Origin of the sequence: Pseudomonas sp. NFIX10 (assembly GCF_900111955.1) — a bacterium.
GTDB classification, from domain to species: domain Bacteria; phylum Pseudomonadota; class Gammaproteobacteria; order Pseudomonadales; family Pseudomonadaceae; genus Aquipseudomonas; species Aquipseudomonas fluorescens_AA.
Map to the genome: position 1 here is coordinate 32,430 of NZ_FOKH01000029.1, position 16,146 is coordinate 48,575.

A 16,146-nucleotide genomic window follows, 5' to 3' on the forward strand; every position below is an offset into this window, starting at 1 on the left:
GCTCAAGCTTAGGCTTTATCTCGCCGATCGAACGACTGATTGCCAATCATGGTCCACACTTGGAACCTCATCAGCCGGAGTGTGTTCCATGTCTGACCGTTATATCGACTTCGCCAATTCGCCCATTGGTCGGCGCATGGTCGGGTCCCTCGGCCTGCCATCGCCGGTACGCCTGGAACGCTGGCAAGCCGGGCGGCTACGGCCGATCGAAGGCGCACTGCTGCTGGGCGGCGGGCCGTTGACCGAACAGATCGGCACGTTTGCCAAGCGCCTGACCGACACCATTTTCATCTACGGCGGCGAACCAACCGTGGCCACCGAGTGGATCCCCGGCCACGGCCCGAAAATCAAGGCAGTGGTGTACGACGCCAGCCATTTGGTGCAGGTCGACCAGCTCAAGCAGCTGCGGGAATTTTTCCAGCCGCTGATGAAGAACCTCGACCACAGCGCCCATGTCGTCATCCTGGGACGCGCGCCGCAAAGCCTTGGCGATCCGTTCGCCGCCAGTGCCCAGCGGGCGTTGGAAGGTTTCAGCCGTTCCCTGGCCAAAGAGTTGCGCCACGGCGGGACGCTGCAACTGTTGTATGTCGGCGACGGTGCCGAAGCCCAGTTGGAAGGTGCGCTGCGGTTTTTCCTGTCGCCCAAGAGTGCCTTCATTTCCGGGCAGGTCATTCGCCTCGACGCCTGTGGCACCCAGGTCCAGGACTGGACCCGACCGCTCACGGGGCTCAAGGCGCTGGTCACTGGCGCGGCCCGCGGGATCGGCGCCTCCATCGCCGAAACCCTGGCCCGCGATGGCGCCGACGTGATCCTGCTCGACGTTCCCCAGGCCAAGACCGACCTCGATGCCCTGGCGGCGCGCTTGAGCGGGCGCAGCGTCACGCTGGATATCTGCGCCGAAGATGCCGCCGCCCAGTTGATCGAGCACCTGCCCGACGGCGTCGACATCGTGGTACACAACGCCGGCATCACCCGGGACAAGACCCTCGCCAACATGACCCCGGAATTCTGGGACGCCGTGTTGGCCGTCAACCTCAACGCCCCGCAAGTGTTGACCAAGGCCCTGCTCGACAGCGGCACCCTGCGCGACAATGGCCGGGTCGTTCTGCTGGCCTCCATCAGCGGCATTGCCGGCAACCGTGGGCAGACCAACTATGCGGCGAGCAAGGCCGGGCTGATCGGCCTGGCCCAGGCCTGGGCCCCGCTGCTGCAACCCCGGGGCATCAGCATCAACGCCGTGGCGCCGGGCTTCATTGAAACCCGCATGACCGCCGAGATCCCCTTCGCCTTGCGCGAGGCCGGGCGGCGCATGAGTTCCCTCGGCCAGGGCGGCCTGCCTCAAGATGTCGCCGAAGCCGTGGCCTGGCTCGCGCAGCCGGGCACGGGCGCCGTGACCGGGCAGGCCCTGCGGGTATGTGGGCAAAGCCTTTTGGGAGCATGACCATGACGATCCAATGGCATGAGGTCAGCAGCCCGCCATCCATGTCCGGGCTCTATTCAAAAGCGGCGACGCGGCGCAAGGTCACCGGAACGACCTTGCCCGAGGAAGGCCTGCGCCAGGTGCTTCAGGTCGACCCGCAACGGCTGGCGGCCTATCGCAAAGTGTGCGGTTTCGTCGATAACGGACTGCTGCCGCCGACTTATCCCCACGTTCTGGCGTTTGCCCTGCAGATGCAATTGCTCACGGGGCGGGACTTTCCCTTTCCGCTGCTGGGGCTGATCCACTTGAGCAACCGCATTCGCGTATTGCGGCCCATGGGCGGGGTCGGCCAGGTGCGGGCCAGCGTCCATGTCGAGAACCTGCAAGCCCATCCCAAGGGCGCGGTGTTCAATCTCGTGACCCGCGTCGATGACCAGTTGGGCCCTTTATGGGAGGCTGAGAGCCAGATGCTGTGCAAGGGAGTCCAGCTTGACGGCGCGCTGGTGGAAGACCGGCCAGACATCAGCCTGCCCTTGATGGAGGTGGCGCACTGGACCGCGCCGGCCGACATTGGCCGGCAGTACGCCAAGGTGTCCGGCGACTACAACCCGATTCACCTGAGCGGTATCAGCGCCAGGCTGTTCGGCTTCCCCACCGCCATCGCCCATGGCTTGTGGAACAAGGCCAGGACCCTGGCAGCGCTGGATGACCACCTGCCCGAAGACAACATCGAGATCGAGGTGACTTTCAAGAAACCGGTGCGCCTGCCCAGCGAAGTGACCCTGCTGTCCAGCGCGGTGGGCTCCAGTGGACAACTGCAACTGGTGGGGACCGGGGCGCTGGAGCATATGGTGGGAGAGTGGCGGCCGGTGACCTGAGCAGCTCCCACAGTTTGTTCTGGGTGTTCATAGATACGATGTCCGCCGCCAATCCCTGTGGGAGCGAGCTTGCTCGCAATGGCGGCGGCTCAGCCTCCACCCATCTTGAATTCGCCGTGGTCAGCGCGGCGGGTAGTTGGACAGAATCCGCCCCACCGTCTCGCGCACAGCCGTGTTGCGGTCGGCCGGGTTGGGGGAATTGCTGAGCAGTTGTTCATCACTGCCACGCCACACCAACTTGCCGTCCTTGCCGTCGAGCAGGTCGATCTGCACGGTGGCGACTTTGTAGCTGATGTTGCGGGTTTCGTTGTACATCGGCCCACCCCAGTAGCCATTCCATGGGCCACCCCAACCGCCGCCGTAGTTAGTGGTGACCTGCTGCTGGCGGTCCTCGACGATCAAATAGGCCTGGACCAGCACATCGCCGCGCCCGCCCGCCGCAGCCGGGCGCAAGCCGCGCTGGTCGAGTTGATCGGCCACCGCCTGGCGGATCCGCTGTTCGGTCAGGTCGCTCTTGATGCGTGGGTCGTCGGGGCGATATTGCAGCGCCGGGTCTTTCCAGCTCCAACTGCGATACGCCGCAAAGTCACGGCTGGTGTCGAAGTCATGGTTGACTTGGTTAGAGGCACACGCTCCCAGCAACAGGGTGAAGGCCAATAGAGCAAGACGGCGAAACATGATTTTTCTCCGTTGCGTAATCAACTTGGGGGATACGCCGACATGGCTTTTTCCACTGCCTCGCGAATGGCATCGGTGCGTTCGTTCTGGCTGCCCCGCTGGCCCGTCTCGGCGCTGGCGCTCCACACCGGCTGACCGGTGCGAGCATCGAACAGGTCCACCCGAACCACCACGACTTGCTCCCGATACGTGCGCACCATCGGCACCGGATGGTACACGCCATAGCCCGGACCGTAGCGGTCATAACGGTTATAGCCGCCGTAATAGCCGGCATCATAATCATCCCGGACCTGGCGCACGCGGGTCTCCAGGCGCAGGTCGGCGCTGACGAACAGGTCGGCGGGCCGGTTGTCATGCAGCGGCCGCAGGCCACGCTGGTCGAGGGCATTGCTCACCGCTTCGGCCACCTGGGCCGAATCCGCCCAGGCAGTGCCCGGCGGCAGGCGCCCGTCGCGCCAGGCCCAGCTGCGATAGCGCCCGTAATCACGAGGCGGCGCCGGGTAGGCGCTGCGGTCGAACACCGTGGCGGCCTGCGGTGGTGCCGGCGGCAACGGATTGGAGGTGGCGACATAGGGGTTGCTGCCCTGGCAGGCCACCAGCCCCAGGCACAGCACCAACAACCCTGAACGACCTTTCATTTCGCGCTCCAATTGCACGTGCGGATCAGAGGGGACGGCAGATCCAGTGCAGATAACGTCCCAACCCGGCAAACGCCGGATGGCGACGGTGGGCCAGTTCCATTTCCAGCAACTGCGCAAGTTCCACGCGGCCCTGGAACTCCACCGGCATATAGTCATGGAAAACCCGTACGCCACTCTGGCTTTCGACCTGCCACAAGCCTTCAAGTTGCGTCGCCAAATCTCGCGGATCAAGGGGTTGTTGCGGCGTCAGGCTCTGTTTTTCGCCGGCCATGTCATTTTTGCGCAACTTGCGGAAATGCCCCTTGAGCAGATTGCGATAGATCAGCGCGTCGCGGTTGTAGAACGCCAGGGACAGCCAACCGCCAGGCGCCGTCAGTTGATGCAGCACCGGCAGGATCGCGTGGGGCTCGGCCAGCCACTCCAGCACCGCGTGACACAGCACCAGGTCGTAAGGCTCGGTCAGTTGGCCGAGCAGGTCCTGCCACGGTGCCTGGATGAACGTGGCCTGCTGGCCGGCCTCGGCAAAACGCTGGCGGGCGCCTTCGAGCATGGGCTCGGCCGGCTCGGCCAGGGTCACCTGGTGACCGCGCTCGGCCAACCACGACGACATGTGGCCCAGGCCTGCGCCGATGTCCAGCACACGCAATGGACGGCGCGGCAAGGTTTCCAGCAGATCGGCCTGAAGTACCGCCAGGCGGATCGCCCCCTTGGCCCCGCCGTAGATTTTTTCCGCGAAGCGCGTGGCGAGCAGATCGAAATGACGGTCGCTCATTGGCCGAACCGCCGTTCGCTGTCGGCCAGCTTGCTGCGCACCACGGCGTCCATGTCCAGGCCCAGCTCGCTGCAAAGCAGCAACAGGTACAACACGATGTCACCGACTTCCTGCCCGGCGTGGGCCAGTTTGTCCGCCGGTAACTGGCGCGACTGGTCCTCGGTCAGCCACTGGAAAATCTCCACCAGCTCGGCCATTTCCACACTGGCGGCCATGGCGAGATTTTTCGGGCTGTGGAATTGCCGCCAATCGTTATGGTCACGAATGGCATGCAGGCGTGCGGTCAGTTCAACAAGGTTCATCGGGTTCTCCTGAATGCGCATAGCTTCAGGGGGATGATCGGGGAAGGCAAGCGTCTCGGTACGAAGCAACGGTTTGCCCCATAATCGAACCAACTCGGCCGCCACAGCTCCTACAATCAGGAGCCAACGGCTCAGTTCGGATTCCCTCCCATCAGGATGCACATATGCAGGTAGAAAGCTTTTTCGAATGGCTCGGCCAGGCGCTCGGTTCGGTAATCCGTTTCATCGTCGACCTGCTCAGCGGCCTCTTCAACATCCTGGCCAACGCCGGCGGCAACTTCGTCGATGGGCTGTCACGCACCTTGGGCATGGACACTTCGATCATCAGCATCATCGCGCTGATCCTCGGGCTGATGCTGCTGTACTCGGCCATCCGCGCCTTCATGCGGGCCTCGATCGTCATGGGCATCATCTGGCTGGTGCTGGGGTTGTGGTTGTTGAGTTGGATCATTCACTAGGGTCCAGAGCACTTGTGGGAGCAAAGCTTGCTCGCGATACAGGCGCCTCGGTTCCCTGAAAGACCGCGTCATCTTCATCGCGGGCAAGCCTTGCTCCCACAGATTTATGGAGGCATTTCCACGCGGGACGTGGGCACGATCAAGAACCCGCTACAATCGCGCTCCATCAAGGAGCCCGCATGTCCAACCTGATCACCGACTGGCGCGACCGCCTGACCCATCGCCGGGTCTGGGCACTGGCTGCGCCGATGATTCTCTCGAACATCTCCGTGCCGCTGGTGGCGTTGGTGGACAGCACCGTCATCGGCCATTTGCCCCATGCCCATCAGTTGGGCGCCGTGGCGGTCGGGGCGAGCTTGTATACGGTGTTGGCGTGGGCCATGGGCTTCTTGCGCATGGGCACCACCGGGTTCGCCGCCCAGGCCGCCGGGCGGGGTGACGGGGCGGCGTTGCGGCAAGTGTTGTGGCAAGGACTGCTCTTAGCGATGGGGCTGGCGCTGCTGCTCGGTGCCGTCGGCGTGCCGTTGAGCGACGTGGCGCTGCATTTCATGCAGCCGTCCGCCGAGCTCAACCAGTTGACCCGCGACTTTTTTCACACCCGGCTCTTCGGCTTGCCAGCGGCGCTGGCCAGCTATGCGCTGGTGGGTTGGTTCCTCGGCGCCCAGAATGCCCGGGCACCGTTGGCGATCCTGTTGGTGACCAACCTGGTCAACATCGCCCTGAACCTTTGGTTCGTGATCGGCCTGGACTGGGGCGTGACCGGTTCGGCCCGGGCGTCGGTGATTGCCGAGTGGACCGGAGCGCTGGTCGGCCTGGCCCTGGCTCGCAAGACACTGCGGGCCTGGCCCGGGCAGATGGCCTGGGCGGCCCTGGGCGTGTGGCAGAACTGGCGTCCGCTGCTGGCGGTGAACCGGGACATCTTCATTCGCAGCCTGGCACTGCAAGCGGTGTTTTTCCTGATCACGGTGCAAGGCGCGCGCCTGGGGGACGCCACCGTGGCGGCCAATGCCTTGCTGCTCAACGGCCTGCTGCTGACCGCCCATGCCCTGGACGGCCTGGCCCACGCCGTGGAAGCCCTGTGCGGCCATGCCATTGGCGCCCGCGACCGCCTGGCCCTGCGCCGCTCGCTGGTGGTGGCCGGCGGTTGGTCACTGATTGCAAGCCTCGGCTTTGCCCTGTTGTTCCTGCTCGCCGGCCACTTGTTCATCGACATGCAAACCGATATCCCCGACGTGCGCGCCACCGCTTACGTCTATCTGCCCTACCTGGCGACCTTGCCGCTGATCGCGGTCTGGAGCTACTTGCTCGACGGCCTGTTCATCGGTGCCACCCGCGCCCGGGAAATGCGCAACGGCATGGTCTTGACCCTACTGCTCGTGTCGCCCATCGCCTGGATGCTGCTGGGCTTGGGCAACCATGGACTGTGGATCACCTTCCTGCTGTTCATGGCCCTGCGCAGCCTGACCCTCGGTGGGTTTGCCTGGCACTTGCAGCGGCGCGACCGTTGGCTCGGCGCGCCGCCCCCATAACTTCAATCCTGGCGACCCTGCCACCGCCGCCGCAGGTGATCGAGACGCTCGCGCTGCGAGCCTCCCTCCGGCCCTGGGATGGGCCGGGCATCGGGGTATTGCAGGCGCAGCCACAGCCAGTCATCGAGCACCGTCCGCTCGGTGAATCCCAACGCCAGCCCCTGCTGCAAATCCTCCCACAGCCGACGGTAATCACGCCCGGTGGAGCGGCACCATTGCCACGCGTGGCGCTCCAACAGGCATCGTTGCAACTGGCCCTGCTGTCGGTCGCTGAGGCCGTGTTCTTTCTCCAACGCCGCCACCGGCAGTCCCGGGTTGGACAGTTGTTGCCAGCCCTGGCTGCCGATCGCCCGGTCGGCCCATGTGCCACCGAACCAGCGCGCCAGGCTGATCGGACCCAGCCAGCAACTGAGCTCATGGGAATCGCAACCGTCGAAAAAATAGCTGGCGGTGTGCGGGTTGTAGTAATTCAACAGGGCTTTGTGATGCAGGCCCAATGTCACCGTCAGCATGCGCCGCAGATGCGTGAGCAATTGCACGACGGGCTTTGGACTGGCCAACAACAACCCCGGCCAGGCGCGCGGGTCCAGGTGACAAAGGCTGACCAGCGCGGGTGATTGACGCAGATCCACCAACAGCGGGCCGTGCTCGCGAAGCCCATGCAACTCGGTGCCTTCGAACAGGGCAAAACGCCGGGCCTCGGCGAACTGCGCATGCACCAGCCGCACCGCCTCAGGCGCACTCGGTACGTCCAGCAGCAACCACTGCGGCGTTGATCCAGGCACGGCCGCGCTCATCGAGCAACGCCCGCGCCGTGCCCCATGAGCATACGGCAGGTGCACAGCGGTTGGCCGCAGGGGTTGAAAGGCCCGCCTTCGGGCAACAGGCACAACAAGACCAGCGGCTCGGCCTCCCGCATCGCCGACAACAGCACCGGATCGACAACCGACCGCCCAAGTGTTTCGCCTGAGGATGACTCATCCACGACCGCTGTCGAGGCAGGCGTGTTCAGAAAGGCACTGATCAACGGCCGATCCGGATCACCTTCGATAAAGCTCACCAGCACCTCGGTACCGTCACACAGCGCGGCCGCCCCGCCGGCAGCCAGCTCCGGCGCCAAGGGCAGCCAGCAATGACTGGGGCTGGAACCTTCGCCCTGGTAGACCCAGTCAAATTCCACCGCCACGCGCCCCGCTCCCAGTTCCGGCGGCTCGTCCACCGCCACGACCCAACCGCGTTGCCGGCTCACCATGCGTGGCTTGGCCGGGACGCTGTCCGGCACGAACAGCACGCCCCGCGGAATGGCCTTGAAATGGTTGCCATACACACCCGCCTGGCCGCGATGCTCGACCTTCGTCAACAGCCAGCGCCGGTTCCAGCCGGCAAACGGATGGTCCGTCAACGTCAGCACCTGGCCACTGCGCAGGCTCGTCAGTTCGCTGCGCCCCTGGGCGACCTGCTGCCCCGACACATCGGTGTGGACGCTGAAGGTCCGCACCGCGGCAACCGACCCGTCGTCCACGTAGACCGCCTTGCCAGCGGGGGGAAAACTGTGGGGGTTGTCGGCGAACACCAGGCAATGCCCGTCCCGCGTGTGTTCGAAATGAAAGTGGATACCCGCCCGGGCGCACACGCGCTGGAGGAACTGCAGGTCCGATTCCCGATACTGGGTACAGAAATCCTGGGGGGGATAATCGCCGCTCAAGTCCAGGCACAGGCGACGGCCGCTGATGCCATGGGCCTTGAGCACCTGACGAATGATCTGCGGCACCGAGCGGGCACTGAATACCCGCTGGCTGAAGCGCTGCGCCAGACAGGCCAGCTTCGGCCCGATACGCACCCGGCAACCGGCGCCGTGACGGTGTCGGACCAACTCATGGAGCTGTCCATGAATGCCCCGGCCCGGGGGCCCGAAACTCAACCAGACGCTGCGGTACAGCAGGCTCGCCAAGTCCAGGTTCGCATCGTGCAACAGGAGCTCCACTTCATAGACAAAGGGCTCGCTAATGGCTTCGCTACCCGTGAAGGCCACCACGTCAACAGGCTCGGGCAGACCGGCTATCTCCAGACGAAATGCTGGCTCGCAGGCTGGATCGGACATCGGCGTTTCTCTACAGGAGGGGCGGCCGGGGATTCTCGCCGACCGCCATGGCCGAGTAGAGGGGCCAAGTACAGGTTAGGAAAGGGACTACACGAAATAAGGACATCACCGATTAAATGCACCGGTGTGAAGAAATAGCCGTGGCGTAAATAAAAATGCCCTCCGGGACTATCCGAAAAAACCCGCAATGTGCGGTGCGTTTTCTGACAGCCCCGGTGGGCATCGAGGGGACGGCTATTGGCGCTATCCCTCCATCAGGAAGACAGGTACGACGAACGCGTCAGCCCCAGGCGCAGCGCATCGAGGAACTGGGTGCGCTCGGCGGCGCTGATACGGGCGCTGGCGCATTTGTCGCGGTAGTGAGTCATCAACTCCTCCGGCGACAAGTGCACGTAGCGCAGCATGTCCTCGATGGTGTCGTGGGTTTCGATACCGGCGTGGTACACGCTGCCATCGGCGTTCTGGTAGATGTTCACCGAGTCGGTGTCGCCGAACAGGTTGTGCATGTCACCGAGGATTTCCTGGTAGGCGCCCACCAGGAAGATACCCAGCAGGTAGTCTTCACCCGGATTGAGGGCGTGAACCGGCAGGCTGGTCTCGATGCTCTGCTCGTCGACGTATTGCTTGATCTTGCCGTCGGAGTCGCAGGTCAGGTCCTGCAGCACGGCGCGGCGCAGCGGCTCTTCGTCCAGGCGATGCAGCGGCAGGATCGGCAGTACCTGGCCGATGGCCCAGGTGTCCGGCAGGCTCTGGAACACCGAGAAGTTGCAGATGTATTTGTCGGCCAGCTTGTCATTGAGCTCATCCAGTACCTGGCGGTGCGAGCGCTGGCGGGCCTTCAACGAGTTGTGCAGGCGACGGCACACGGCAAAGTAGCACTGCTCGGCCAAGGCTTTTTCCGCCAGGGTCAGCTTGCCGTCGGCATATTGGGTCGCCACATCGCTCATGTAATGCGTGGCGCGCCAGTAGGTTTCGGTGACCATCTCGATGTCGGTCGGGCCCAGCAGGTCAACCAGCCATTGCACGGTTTCCGGCAGTTCCTGCTTGTTGTCGATAACCGGAACGTCGTCGTTGTGTTTTTCGACATCGGTCACCTGCACCACCAGCATCGCGTGGTGGGCGGTCAGCGAGCGGCCGCTTTCCGAGAAGATGTGCGGGTGCGGCAGGCTCTGGGCATCGCAGAACTCCTTGAGCATGCCGACCACGACACCGGCGTAATCGTCCATGTCGTAGTTGATCGAACTGGCGTTGCGCGAGTGCGTGCCGTCGTAGTCCACGCCGAGGCCACCGCCGACGTCGATGTGATCCACCGGCAGGCCGAGATTGCGCAGCTCACCGTAGTAACGGATCGCTTCCTTGAAACCGTGCTGGTAGTCCGCCAGGTTGGCGATCTGAGAGCCCATGTGGAAGTGCAGCAGGCGAATGCCCTGGTCCAGGCCCGCGGCACGGAAGCGCTCGACCACCGACAGCAGTTGCGCAGCCGACAAGCCGAACTTGGACTTCTCGCCACCGGTATCGGCCCACTTGCTCGACGCCAGGGACGACAGGCGCACGCGCAGGCCGACCTGTGGCTTGACCTTGAGCACCGCGGCCTCTTCGATCACCAGGCCGACTTCGGACTCTTTCTCGATGACGATGAAGACGTTGTGACCCAGCTTCTGGCCCATCAGCGCCAGGCGGATGAATTCGCGGTCCTTGTAGCCGTTGCAGACGATGGTGCCGCCCTTCGGCGCGAGGGCCAGTACCGCCAGCAGCTCCGGCTTGGAACCGGCTTCCAGGCCGATGGAGACGTTCTGGGTGGCGATGATGTTCTCGATCACCGCTTCCTGCTGGTTGACCTTGATCGGGTAGAGCGCGGTGTACTTGCTCTGGTATTCCAGGCGCGCGATGTTGCTGTCGAACGCGCCGGTCAGCTGGCGCACGCGGTCTTGCAGGATGTCGGGAAAGCGCACCAGCAAGGGCAGCGAGAGGCCGCTCTGGCGCAACTGGTCGACTTGCTCGAACAGGTCGATGGGCGAACTGCCGGGACCGTTCGGACGGACTTCGACGCGACCGGCTTCATTGATCGCGAAATACCCGGCCCCCCAATGGCGAATCCCGTAAACGCTGCGGCTGTCCGCAACTGTCCATTGGCTGCCATCGTCTTTGCGTGTGCGTCGTACGGACATCGAAGTCCCCTATAAAGAAGTCAAAATGCACCATCCGGTCGGAGGCTGGGGCAGTCTAGAGAGTGAAAATGACGAATTGCCTGTTAGCAAGGTAGACCCTGCTCCCAGCGGTGAGTTTAGAAACCCGTTCAGAACAGGCTCTGTGAAAACCATGCGGGCGACCTCCAACGTCGGGTCCGGGTCAAGCCGAGGGTGGTTTTCACAGAAGCTGCTAGCCGCCGGACTTCTTTGCCTTGAAGCCGTGCTTGACCAGTTCCGCCAGCAGCAGCTCGACATGATCGCCCTGGATCTCGATGATGCCGTCTTTCAACGCACCACCGGTGCCACAACGTTTCTTCAATGTGGTGGCCAGTTCCTTGAGCGCGTCTTCGGCCAACGGCACGCCGGTGATCGTGGTCACCGTCTTGCCGCCGCGACCTTTGCTTTCACGGCGCACACGGGCAATGCCGTCACCGGCAGGGATGGCGGTCTGTTTGCAGATGCAGGCATCCACCGGTTGACGGCAATCAGGACAATGACGACCGGCGTCGGTAGAAAATACCAGGCCGCCCAGGGCGGCGAAGGATGCGGCTTTTTTGGCCACCGGCAATCCTCTTGGGAGGACAAAGACTGGTCGAGGGGAGAACGTGCCTCGACCGCGAAACCCCACTCAGGCAGGGGCAGCGCTACTGGACCGCAGACGCGGTTCAGCTTGAAAAGTCGCGCAGTGTAACGGCAAAAAGCCGACTTGCTAAGGGCCAATCAGCGCCAATTTATAGCTTCTTTGCGACGTCGCCACCCTGGGCACGCAAATAGCGTTCAAGCGCCGCCAGGGAGTCCGGGCAGTAAGGCATGCGCTGGATTTCATCGAGCACCTGTTCAAGCGGCAGGAAACGCGCTTCGAGGACTTCTTCAGGCTGCAGGACCAGCGGGCCGTCCCACACCGCCGAGAACGCCGAGCACCACAGGCGACTGCTGGGGTCTTCGAAATAAAAATGGTCGTGGGCGGTCAGTTCCACGCCGCTCACGCCCAGTTCTTCCGCCAGCTCACGAGCGGCCGACTCGGCGTAGGTCTCGTCGGCCTGGACCATGCCGCCCGCCGCCACGTCCCAGAAACCCGGGTAGATGGCCTTGCTCAGGGTGCGCCGGTGAACACACAGCTCACCGGCCGAATTGAACAGCATGATGTAGGTGCCACGCCCGATCAGGCCGCGCTCGCGCAGTTGCGAACGCACCAGGCTGCCGAGCAGGTTGTCGTGCTCGTCGACCCACGCGATCAACTCGGCATCCGAGGCCGCTCGGTGAGCAACCTCCCGGGGGCTTTCGCTCATGGATCAGCCCTGGTTCAGCAGTTGCCGCAAGTCGATGACCGCTGCGTTGGCCCGGGAAATGTAGTTGGCCATGACCAGCGAGTGGTTCGCCAAGACACCGAAGCCGCTGCCGTTGAGGATCATCGGGCTCCAGACCGGTTCCTGGGACGCTTCCAGTTCACGAATGATCTGCCGCACGCTGACCGTGGCGTTCTTTTTCGCCAGCACATCGGCGAAGTCCACTTCGATGGCGCGCAGCAGGTGCGACAGTGCCCAAGCCTGGCCGCGGGCTTCATAGAACACGTTGTCGATCTGCAGCCATGGGGTCTCGACCACCTCTTCGTCCACCTGCGGCACTTGGCCCGGGGCCGTGACTTCGGTTTTCAGCGAAGTGTTGAGCTTGACCCGGCCAACGCTGGCCGACAGGCGCTGGGACAACGAGCCCAGGCGCGTGCCGACGTCCCCCAGCCAGTTGTTCAGGTTGTCGGCACGGGCATAGAACAGCGCGCTTTTCTGGTTCGGATCGGACAGCCGGGCCTGGTAGCGGCTCAGGGAGTTGATGCCTTCCTGGTATTCGGATTCGCTGGAAGGCAGCACCCAACTGCGGTTGTCGAAGTTGAAGCGCGGCTCGGCCTTGGCCAGGTCGGCGTCCTCGGCGGACTGGGACTGGGAACGGGCGAAGTCCTTGCGCAGGGCGCGGCTCAGGTCGCGAACCTGCACCAGCACGCCGTATTCCCAGCTCGGCATGTTGTCCATCCACAGGCCTGGCGGGAAGCGGTCGTTGGAAATGTAGCCGCCTTGCTTGGTCAGCAGGGTCCCGGCCACGGTCTTGAGCGTCTCGACCGTGGTGTAGCCCACCACCATTTGCCGGCCATCCCTCTCGGCTGCGGCCTGGGCGTTCTGCTGCACGGGGAACAACGCGGGCTCCTGGCTCCAGTACCAGCCGAGGGCAATGGTCACCAGCAGGTAAAGGCCGATCAGCGTGGCCAGTGCGCGGCTGAAAAAAAGCCCACCCAGGTAGCTGCGGGTGTCCGATTTCGGCTCGGTGGCACGTTCAGGCGCGCTGCCCGCGCGGTTTTTCCAGTCCAGCATGGCGATGTTCCTTCAATCACTTGAGTTCTCGATTCGACCACAACCCTACGCCATCGTGCCTGATTTGAAACGCGATAATGCGGCGCCAACCATGCCGGGCGCGACAGGGCAATCGAACAGCACTATAAAGGAAGCGTTGTCATCGGCCTACGAGACTGTCCGGTCACAAACTGAATCAGGCGACTGGACAGAATATTGACGTATGACACTCATAAGGAGGAAAAGAGATGCTAGCATAGAGCCACCAGTCGACCTCAGCATGCACCCTAACTAGTAGTCAGGATATGACCGAGCCAGAAGACCCCAGCCGCGAGCGCCTCAAGCACCACTTTGCCCAGCGGGTAATTCATCAGGCTCGCCAGATGCTGGAGATTTGGCAGCGCCTGCAACGCAGTGAGTGGTCAAGCACCGATCTGTCGGAGCTCAGCGAAGCCAATCTGCGCTTGCTGCGCTTTGCCGAGCGCTTCGAACAGCCCGAGCATTCCCAACTGGCCCAAGACATCAGCCAGTCGCTGCAAGCGGTGGACGCCAATCGCGGGCGCCTGAGCAGCCAGCTGATCACCGAACTCAACCGACTGATGCAGCGCTTGTCTCGCACCGGCCTGCGCCACGGCGACCAGCTCGAACAGACCTTCCTGCCGCCGCTGCGCAAACCCATCTACGTGATGCTGCAGGACCATGACCGCGCCGAACGCCTGGCCAAGCAATTGGCGTTCTTCGGCCTCAGCGCCCAGGCACTGGACAGTGTCGCGGCGTTCCGGGCCTCGATGATCGAGCGCCTGCCGGCGGCGATTGTCATGGACGTGGACTTCAGCGGCCCGGGCACCGGCCTGAAACTGGCCGCCGAAGCCCAGGAAGGCCTGGAACAACCGTTGCCGCTGTTGTTCTTCAGCTTGCTGGAAACCGACACTCCGACACGCCTGGCCGCGGTACGCGCCGGCGGGCAGGAATTCCTCACCGGCACCCTCGAAGCCTCGAGCCTGCTGGAAAAGATCGAAGTGCTGACCTGCGTTGCCCAGTACGACCCCTACAAAGTGCTGATCATCGATGACTCCCGCGCCCAGGCCTTGCACACCGAGCGCCTGCTCAACAGCGCCGGCATCATCACCCGTACGCTGATCGAGCCGATCCAGGCCATGGCCGAACTGGCGGATTTCCAGCCCGACCTGATCATCCTCGACATGTACATGCCAGCCTGCACCGGCACGGAACTGGCCAAGGTCATCCGTCACAATGACCGCTATGTCAGCGTGCCGATCATCTACCTGTCCGCCGAAGACGACCTGGACAAGCAACTCGACGCCATGAGCGAAGGTGGCGACGACTTCCTGACCAAACCGATCAAACCCCGGCACCTGATCACCACCGTGCGCAACCGTGCCGCCCGGGCGCGCAACCTCAAGGCGCGGATGGTGCGCGACAGCCTCACCGGCCTGTACAACCACACCCATATCCTGCAACTGCTCGAGGATTGCAGCTTCCGCGCCCGTCGCGAAGGCAAGCCCCTGAGCTTCGCCATGCTCGACATCGATCACTTCAAACGGGTCAATGACAGCCACGGCCACCCCATGGGCGACCGGGTGATCAAGAGCCTGGCGCTGTTTCTCAAGCAACGCCTGCGCAAGACCGACTTCATCGGCCGTTACGGCGGCGAAGAGTTCGCCATCGTCATGCCCGACACCGATATCGACGCCGCCTGCAAAGTGCTGGATGAAATTCGCCAGCGCTTTGCCGAAATCCACTATCCGGCCCAGCCCCAGGATTTGTGGTGCACCTTCAGCGCTGGCGTGGTGGAGATGAGCGATGACTCCGACAGCCTGATGATGGCCAGCCAGGCGGATGAAGCGCTATACCGTGCCAAGCACGCCGGACGCAACCGGGTACAAAGCGCCCGGCAATCAAAGCAAAGTGCCACCTTTTCATCGGAATCGACTGACTCGGTCATAAACCTGTAACGCAAACGCAATAACTTCAGGCACTTACGATTCTGCCCTCGGTAGACCCTTGATGCGCCTGAAGCTGCTGACCAATCTCAACACCGTTCTTTTAGTTGCCGTGTGCCTGGGCCTCGGAGCCACCTTGTGGTGGTCGCAAATCGCCCTGGAGCGCCCCTACATGCTGATGGAGCGCTACCTGGGCCTGTCGCGGCAGTTCCAGGGCGAAGTGGCGCGCAACACCGAGGACTACCTGGCCAGCGGCGACGCCTTGCGCCTGAGCGCGGCCACCCAGGCCTTGGAAACGCTGCAGAAAGACCTCGACCAGTTTCCCCCGGAGCTGGCCAAGACCTTGCGCCCGAGCCTGTCGAACCTCGACGGTTTCAGCAAGACCGATCTGTTGGCCGCCGGCAAACTGGCTGGCGATCCGCAGGCCCTGTTGTTGCAGGCCGAGCGTGAACTGAGCGCCAGCCTCGATCAACTGGCCCAATACGCCAATGGTGCCCCGGCCTACCTGCCTCCGTTGTTTGCCGCTTCGCAGCACCTGGGTCGGTTGTCCCTCACGCGGGACAAACTGGTCAGCAGCGGCCGCAGCGAATTGGCCGCCGATGTCGAACGGGAACTGGCGAGCATCCGTGTCGAGGCCGAACGCCTCGACAGCCTGCCCCTGTTGGGTGTCACCGCCAGCAGCGAATCGGGCAGCGATGATTTCGCCGCGCTGATGGGCCTGGAGACCCAGGAAAAAACCGCCGCCGAAGATGCGGGCATCGCCCTCAAGCGCGAACTCAACAGCTTGCTCGGCCGTTACCCGGCGGAATTGACCCGCACCCGCGAACTGATCCAGAAACGCACCGAGTTGAGCAATGCCACGCACCTGAAAATCG

Annotated in this window: 15 protein-coding genes; 5 read left to right on the plus strand and 10 right to left on the minus strand. The window is 63.5% G+C overall.

Going from position 1 to position 16,146, the window contains the following annotated elements:
• The first annotated feature begins 88 nt into the window (after positions 1-88).
• Positions 89-1,441: a 3-oxoacyl-ACP reductase gene (locus BM321_RS22780; RefSeq protein WP_092444902.1), complete on the plus strand. Its 1,353-nt coding sequence runs from the start codon at positions 89-91 to the stop codon at positions 1,439-1,441.
• Positions 1,442-1,443: 2 nt separating this feature from the next.
• Entirely contained in the window at positions 1,444-2,298 is an 855-nt protein-coding gene (locus BM321_RS22785) for a MaoC family dehydratase (RefSeq protein ID WP_092444904.1), read from the plus strand.
• 120 nt (positions 2,299-2,418) lie between these two features.
• Here BM321_RS22785 and BM321_RS22790 read toward each other — a convergent pair whose 3' ends face one another.
• From BM321_RS22790 to BM321_RS22805, 4 genes are read right to left on the minus strand one after another with little or no spacing between them, the layout of a single operon-like run.
• Positions 2,419-2,976: a DUF4136 domain-containing protein gene (locus BM321_RS22790; protein ID WP_092171282.1), complete on the minus strand. Its 558-nt coding sequence runs from the start codon at positions 2,974-2,976 to the stop codon at positions 2,419-2,421.
• A 20-nt stretch (positions 2,977-2,996) separates the two neighbouring features.
• The gene (locus tag BM321_RS22795; RefSeq protein ID WP_092331107.1) at positions 2,997-3,614 is read right to left on the minus strand and encodes a DUF4136 domain-containing protein; all 618 of its coding nucleotides are present in this window, start codon (positions 3,612-3,614) and stop codon (positions 2,997-2,999) included.
• A 25-nt stretch (positions 3,615-3,639) separates the two neighbouring features.
• A complete protein-coding gene (locus BM321_RS22800) occupies positions 3,640-4,389 on the minus strand; it encodes a methyltransferase (RefSeq protein ID WP_092444906.1) in 750 nt (249 codons plus the stop codon).
• Positions 4,386-4,691 (minus strand): MazG-like family protein, encoded by a 306-nt coding sequence (locus tag BM321_RS22805; RefSeq protein ID WP_060739337.1) that lies wholly within the window; start codon positions 4,689-4,691, stop codon positions 4,386-4,388. Before BM321_RS22805 ends, BM321_RS22800 begins: the two co-directional genes overlap by 4 nt.
• A 164-nt stretch (positions 4,692-4,855) precedes the next feature.
• Between BM321_RS22805 and BM321_RS22810 the strand changes: the two genes are divergently transcribed.
• On the plus strand, positions 4,856-5,149 hold the full coding sequence (locus BM321_RS22810) for a hypothetical protein (protein WP_060739338.1): 294 nt from the start codon (positions 4,856-4,858) through the stop codon (positions 5,147-5,149).
• A gap of 179 nt (positions 5,150-5,328) precedes the next feature.
• Positions 5,329-6,678, plus strand: a complete 1,350-nt coding sequence (locus BM321_RS22815; protein ID WP_092331102.1) for an MATE family efflux transporter — start codon at positions 5,329-5,331, stop codon at positions 6,676-6,678.
• A 2-nt stretch (positions 6,679-6,680) separates the two neighbouring features.
• Here BM321_RS22815 and BM321_RS22820 read toward each other — a convergent pair whose 3' ends face one another.
• The 6 genes from BM321_RS22820 to BM321_RS22845 all read right to left on the minus strand — a co-directional run bounded on the left by BM321_RS22820 (position 6,681) and on the right by BM321_RS22845 (position 13,328).
• Positions 6,681-7,475 (minus strand): DUF4123 domain-containing protein, encoded by a 795-nt coding sequence (locus BM321_RS22820; protein ID WP_092444908.1) that lies wholly within the window; start codon positions 7,473-7,475, stop codon positions 6,681-6,683.
• A complete protein-coding gene (locus BM321_RS22825) occupies positions 7,472-8,779 on the minus strand; it encodes a type VI secretion system Vgr family protein (protein WP_092444910.1) in 1,308 nt (435 codons plus the stop codon). Before BM321_RS22825 ends, BM321_RS22820 begins: the two co-directional genes overlap by 4 nt.
• Positions 8,780-9,033: 254 nt before the next feature.
• Complete coding sequence (speA, locus tag BM321_RS22830) at positions 9,034-10,947, minus strand: arginine decarboxylase (RefSeq protein WP_060739342.1); 1,914 nt, start codon at positions 10,945-10,947, stop codon at positions 9,034-9,036.
• A 211-nt stretch (positions 10,948-11,158) separates the two neighbouring features.
• On the minus strand, positions 11,159-11,530 hold the full coding sequence (locus BM321_RS22835; protein ID WP_003197435.1) for a translation initiation factor Sui1: 372 nt from the start codon (positions 11,528-11,530) through the stop codon (positions 11,159-11,161).
• Positions 11,531-11,699: 169 nt separating this feature from the next.
• Entirely contained in the window at positions 11,700-12,257 is a 558-nt protein-coding gene (locus tag BM321_RS22840; RefSeq protein WP_092444912.1) for an NUDIX hydrolase, read from the minus strand.
• Positions 12,258-12,260: 3 nt separating this feature from the next.
• The gene (locus BM321_RS22845) at positions 12,261-13,328 is read right to left on the minus strand and encodes a DUF2333 family protein (protein ID WP_092444914.1); all 1,068 of its coding nucleotides are present in this window, start codon (positions 13,326-13,328) and stop codon (positions 12,261-12,263) included.
• Between the two features lie 284 nt (positions 13,329-13,612).
• Between BM321_RS22845 and BM321_RS22850 the strand changes: the two genes are divergently transcribed.
• Positions 13,613-15,283, plus strand: coding sequence for a GGDEF domain-containing response regulator (locus BM321_RS22850; protein ID WP_092444916.1), 1,671 nt, complete (start codon positions 13,613-13,615; stop codon positions 15,281-15,283).
• Positions 15,284-16,146: the final 863 nt, after the last annotated feature.

Excerpts from the sequence above, each read along its gene's own strand:
- BM321_RS22780 (WP_092444902.1), top strand. The coding sequence starts at position 89 with ATGTCTGACCGTTATATCGACTTCGCCAATTCGCCCATTGGTCGGCGC.
- BM321_RS22785 (WP_092444904.1), top strand. The coding sequence starts at position 1,444 with ATGACGATCCAATGGCATGAGGTCAGCAGCCCGCCATCCATGTCCGGG.
- BM321_RS22790 (WP_092171282.1), bottom strand. The coding sequence starts at position 2,976 with ATGTTTCGCCGTCTTGCTCTATTGGCCTTCACCCTGTTGCTGGGAGCG.
- BM321_RS22795 (WP_092331107.1), bottom strand. The coding sequence starts at position 3,614 with ATGAAAGGTCGTTCAGGGTTGTTGGTGCTGTGCCTGGGGCTGGTGGCC.
- BM321_RS22800 (WP_092444906.1), bottom strand. The coding sequence starts at position 4,389 with ATGAGCGACCGTCATTTCGATCTGCTCGCCACGCGCTTCGCGGAAAAA.
- BM321_RS22805 (WP_060739337.1), bottom strand. The coding sequence starts at position 4,691 with ATGAACCTTGTTGAACTGACCGCACGCCTGCATGCCATTCGTGACCAT.
- BM321_RS22810 (WP_060739338.1), top strand. The coding sequence starts at position 4,856 with ATGCAGGTAGAAAGCTTTTTCGAATGGCTCGGCCAGGCGCTCGGTTCG.
- BM321_RS22815 (WP_092331102.1), top strand. The coding sequence starts at position 5,329 with ATGTCCAACCTGATCACCGACTGGCGCGACCGCCTGACCCATCGCCGG.
- BM321_RS22820 (WP_092444908.1), bottom strand. The coding sequence starts at position 7,475 with ATGAGCGCGGCCGTGCCTGGATCAACGCCGCAGTGGTTGCTGCTGGAC.
- BM321_RS22825 (WP_092444910.1), bottom strand. The coding sequence starts at position 8,779 with ATGTCCGATCCAGCCTGCGAGCCAGCATTTCGTCTGGAGATAGCCGGT.
- speA (WP_060739342.1), bottom strand. The coding sequence starts at position 10,947 with ATGTCCGTACGACGCACACGCAAAGACGATGGCAGCCAATGGACAGTT.
- BM321_RS22840 (WP_092444912.1), bottom strand. The coding sequence starts at position 12,257 with ATGAGCGAAAGCCCCCGGGAGGTTGCTCACCGAGCGGCCTCGGATGCC.
- BM321_RS22845 (WP_092444914.1), bottom strand. The coding sequence starts at position 13,328 with ATGCTGGACTGGAAAAACCGCGCGGGCAGCGCGCCTGAACGTGCCACC.
- BM321_RS22850 (WP_092444916.1), top strand. The coding sequence starts at position 13,613 with ATGACCGAGCCAGAAGACCCCAGCCGCGAGCGCCTCAAGCACCACTTT.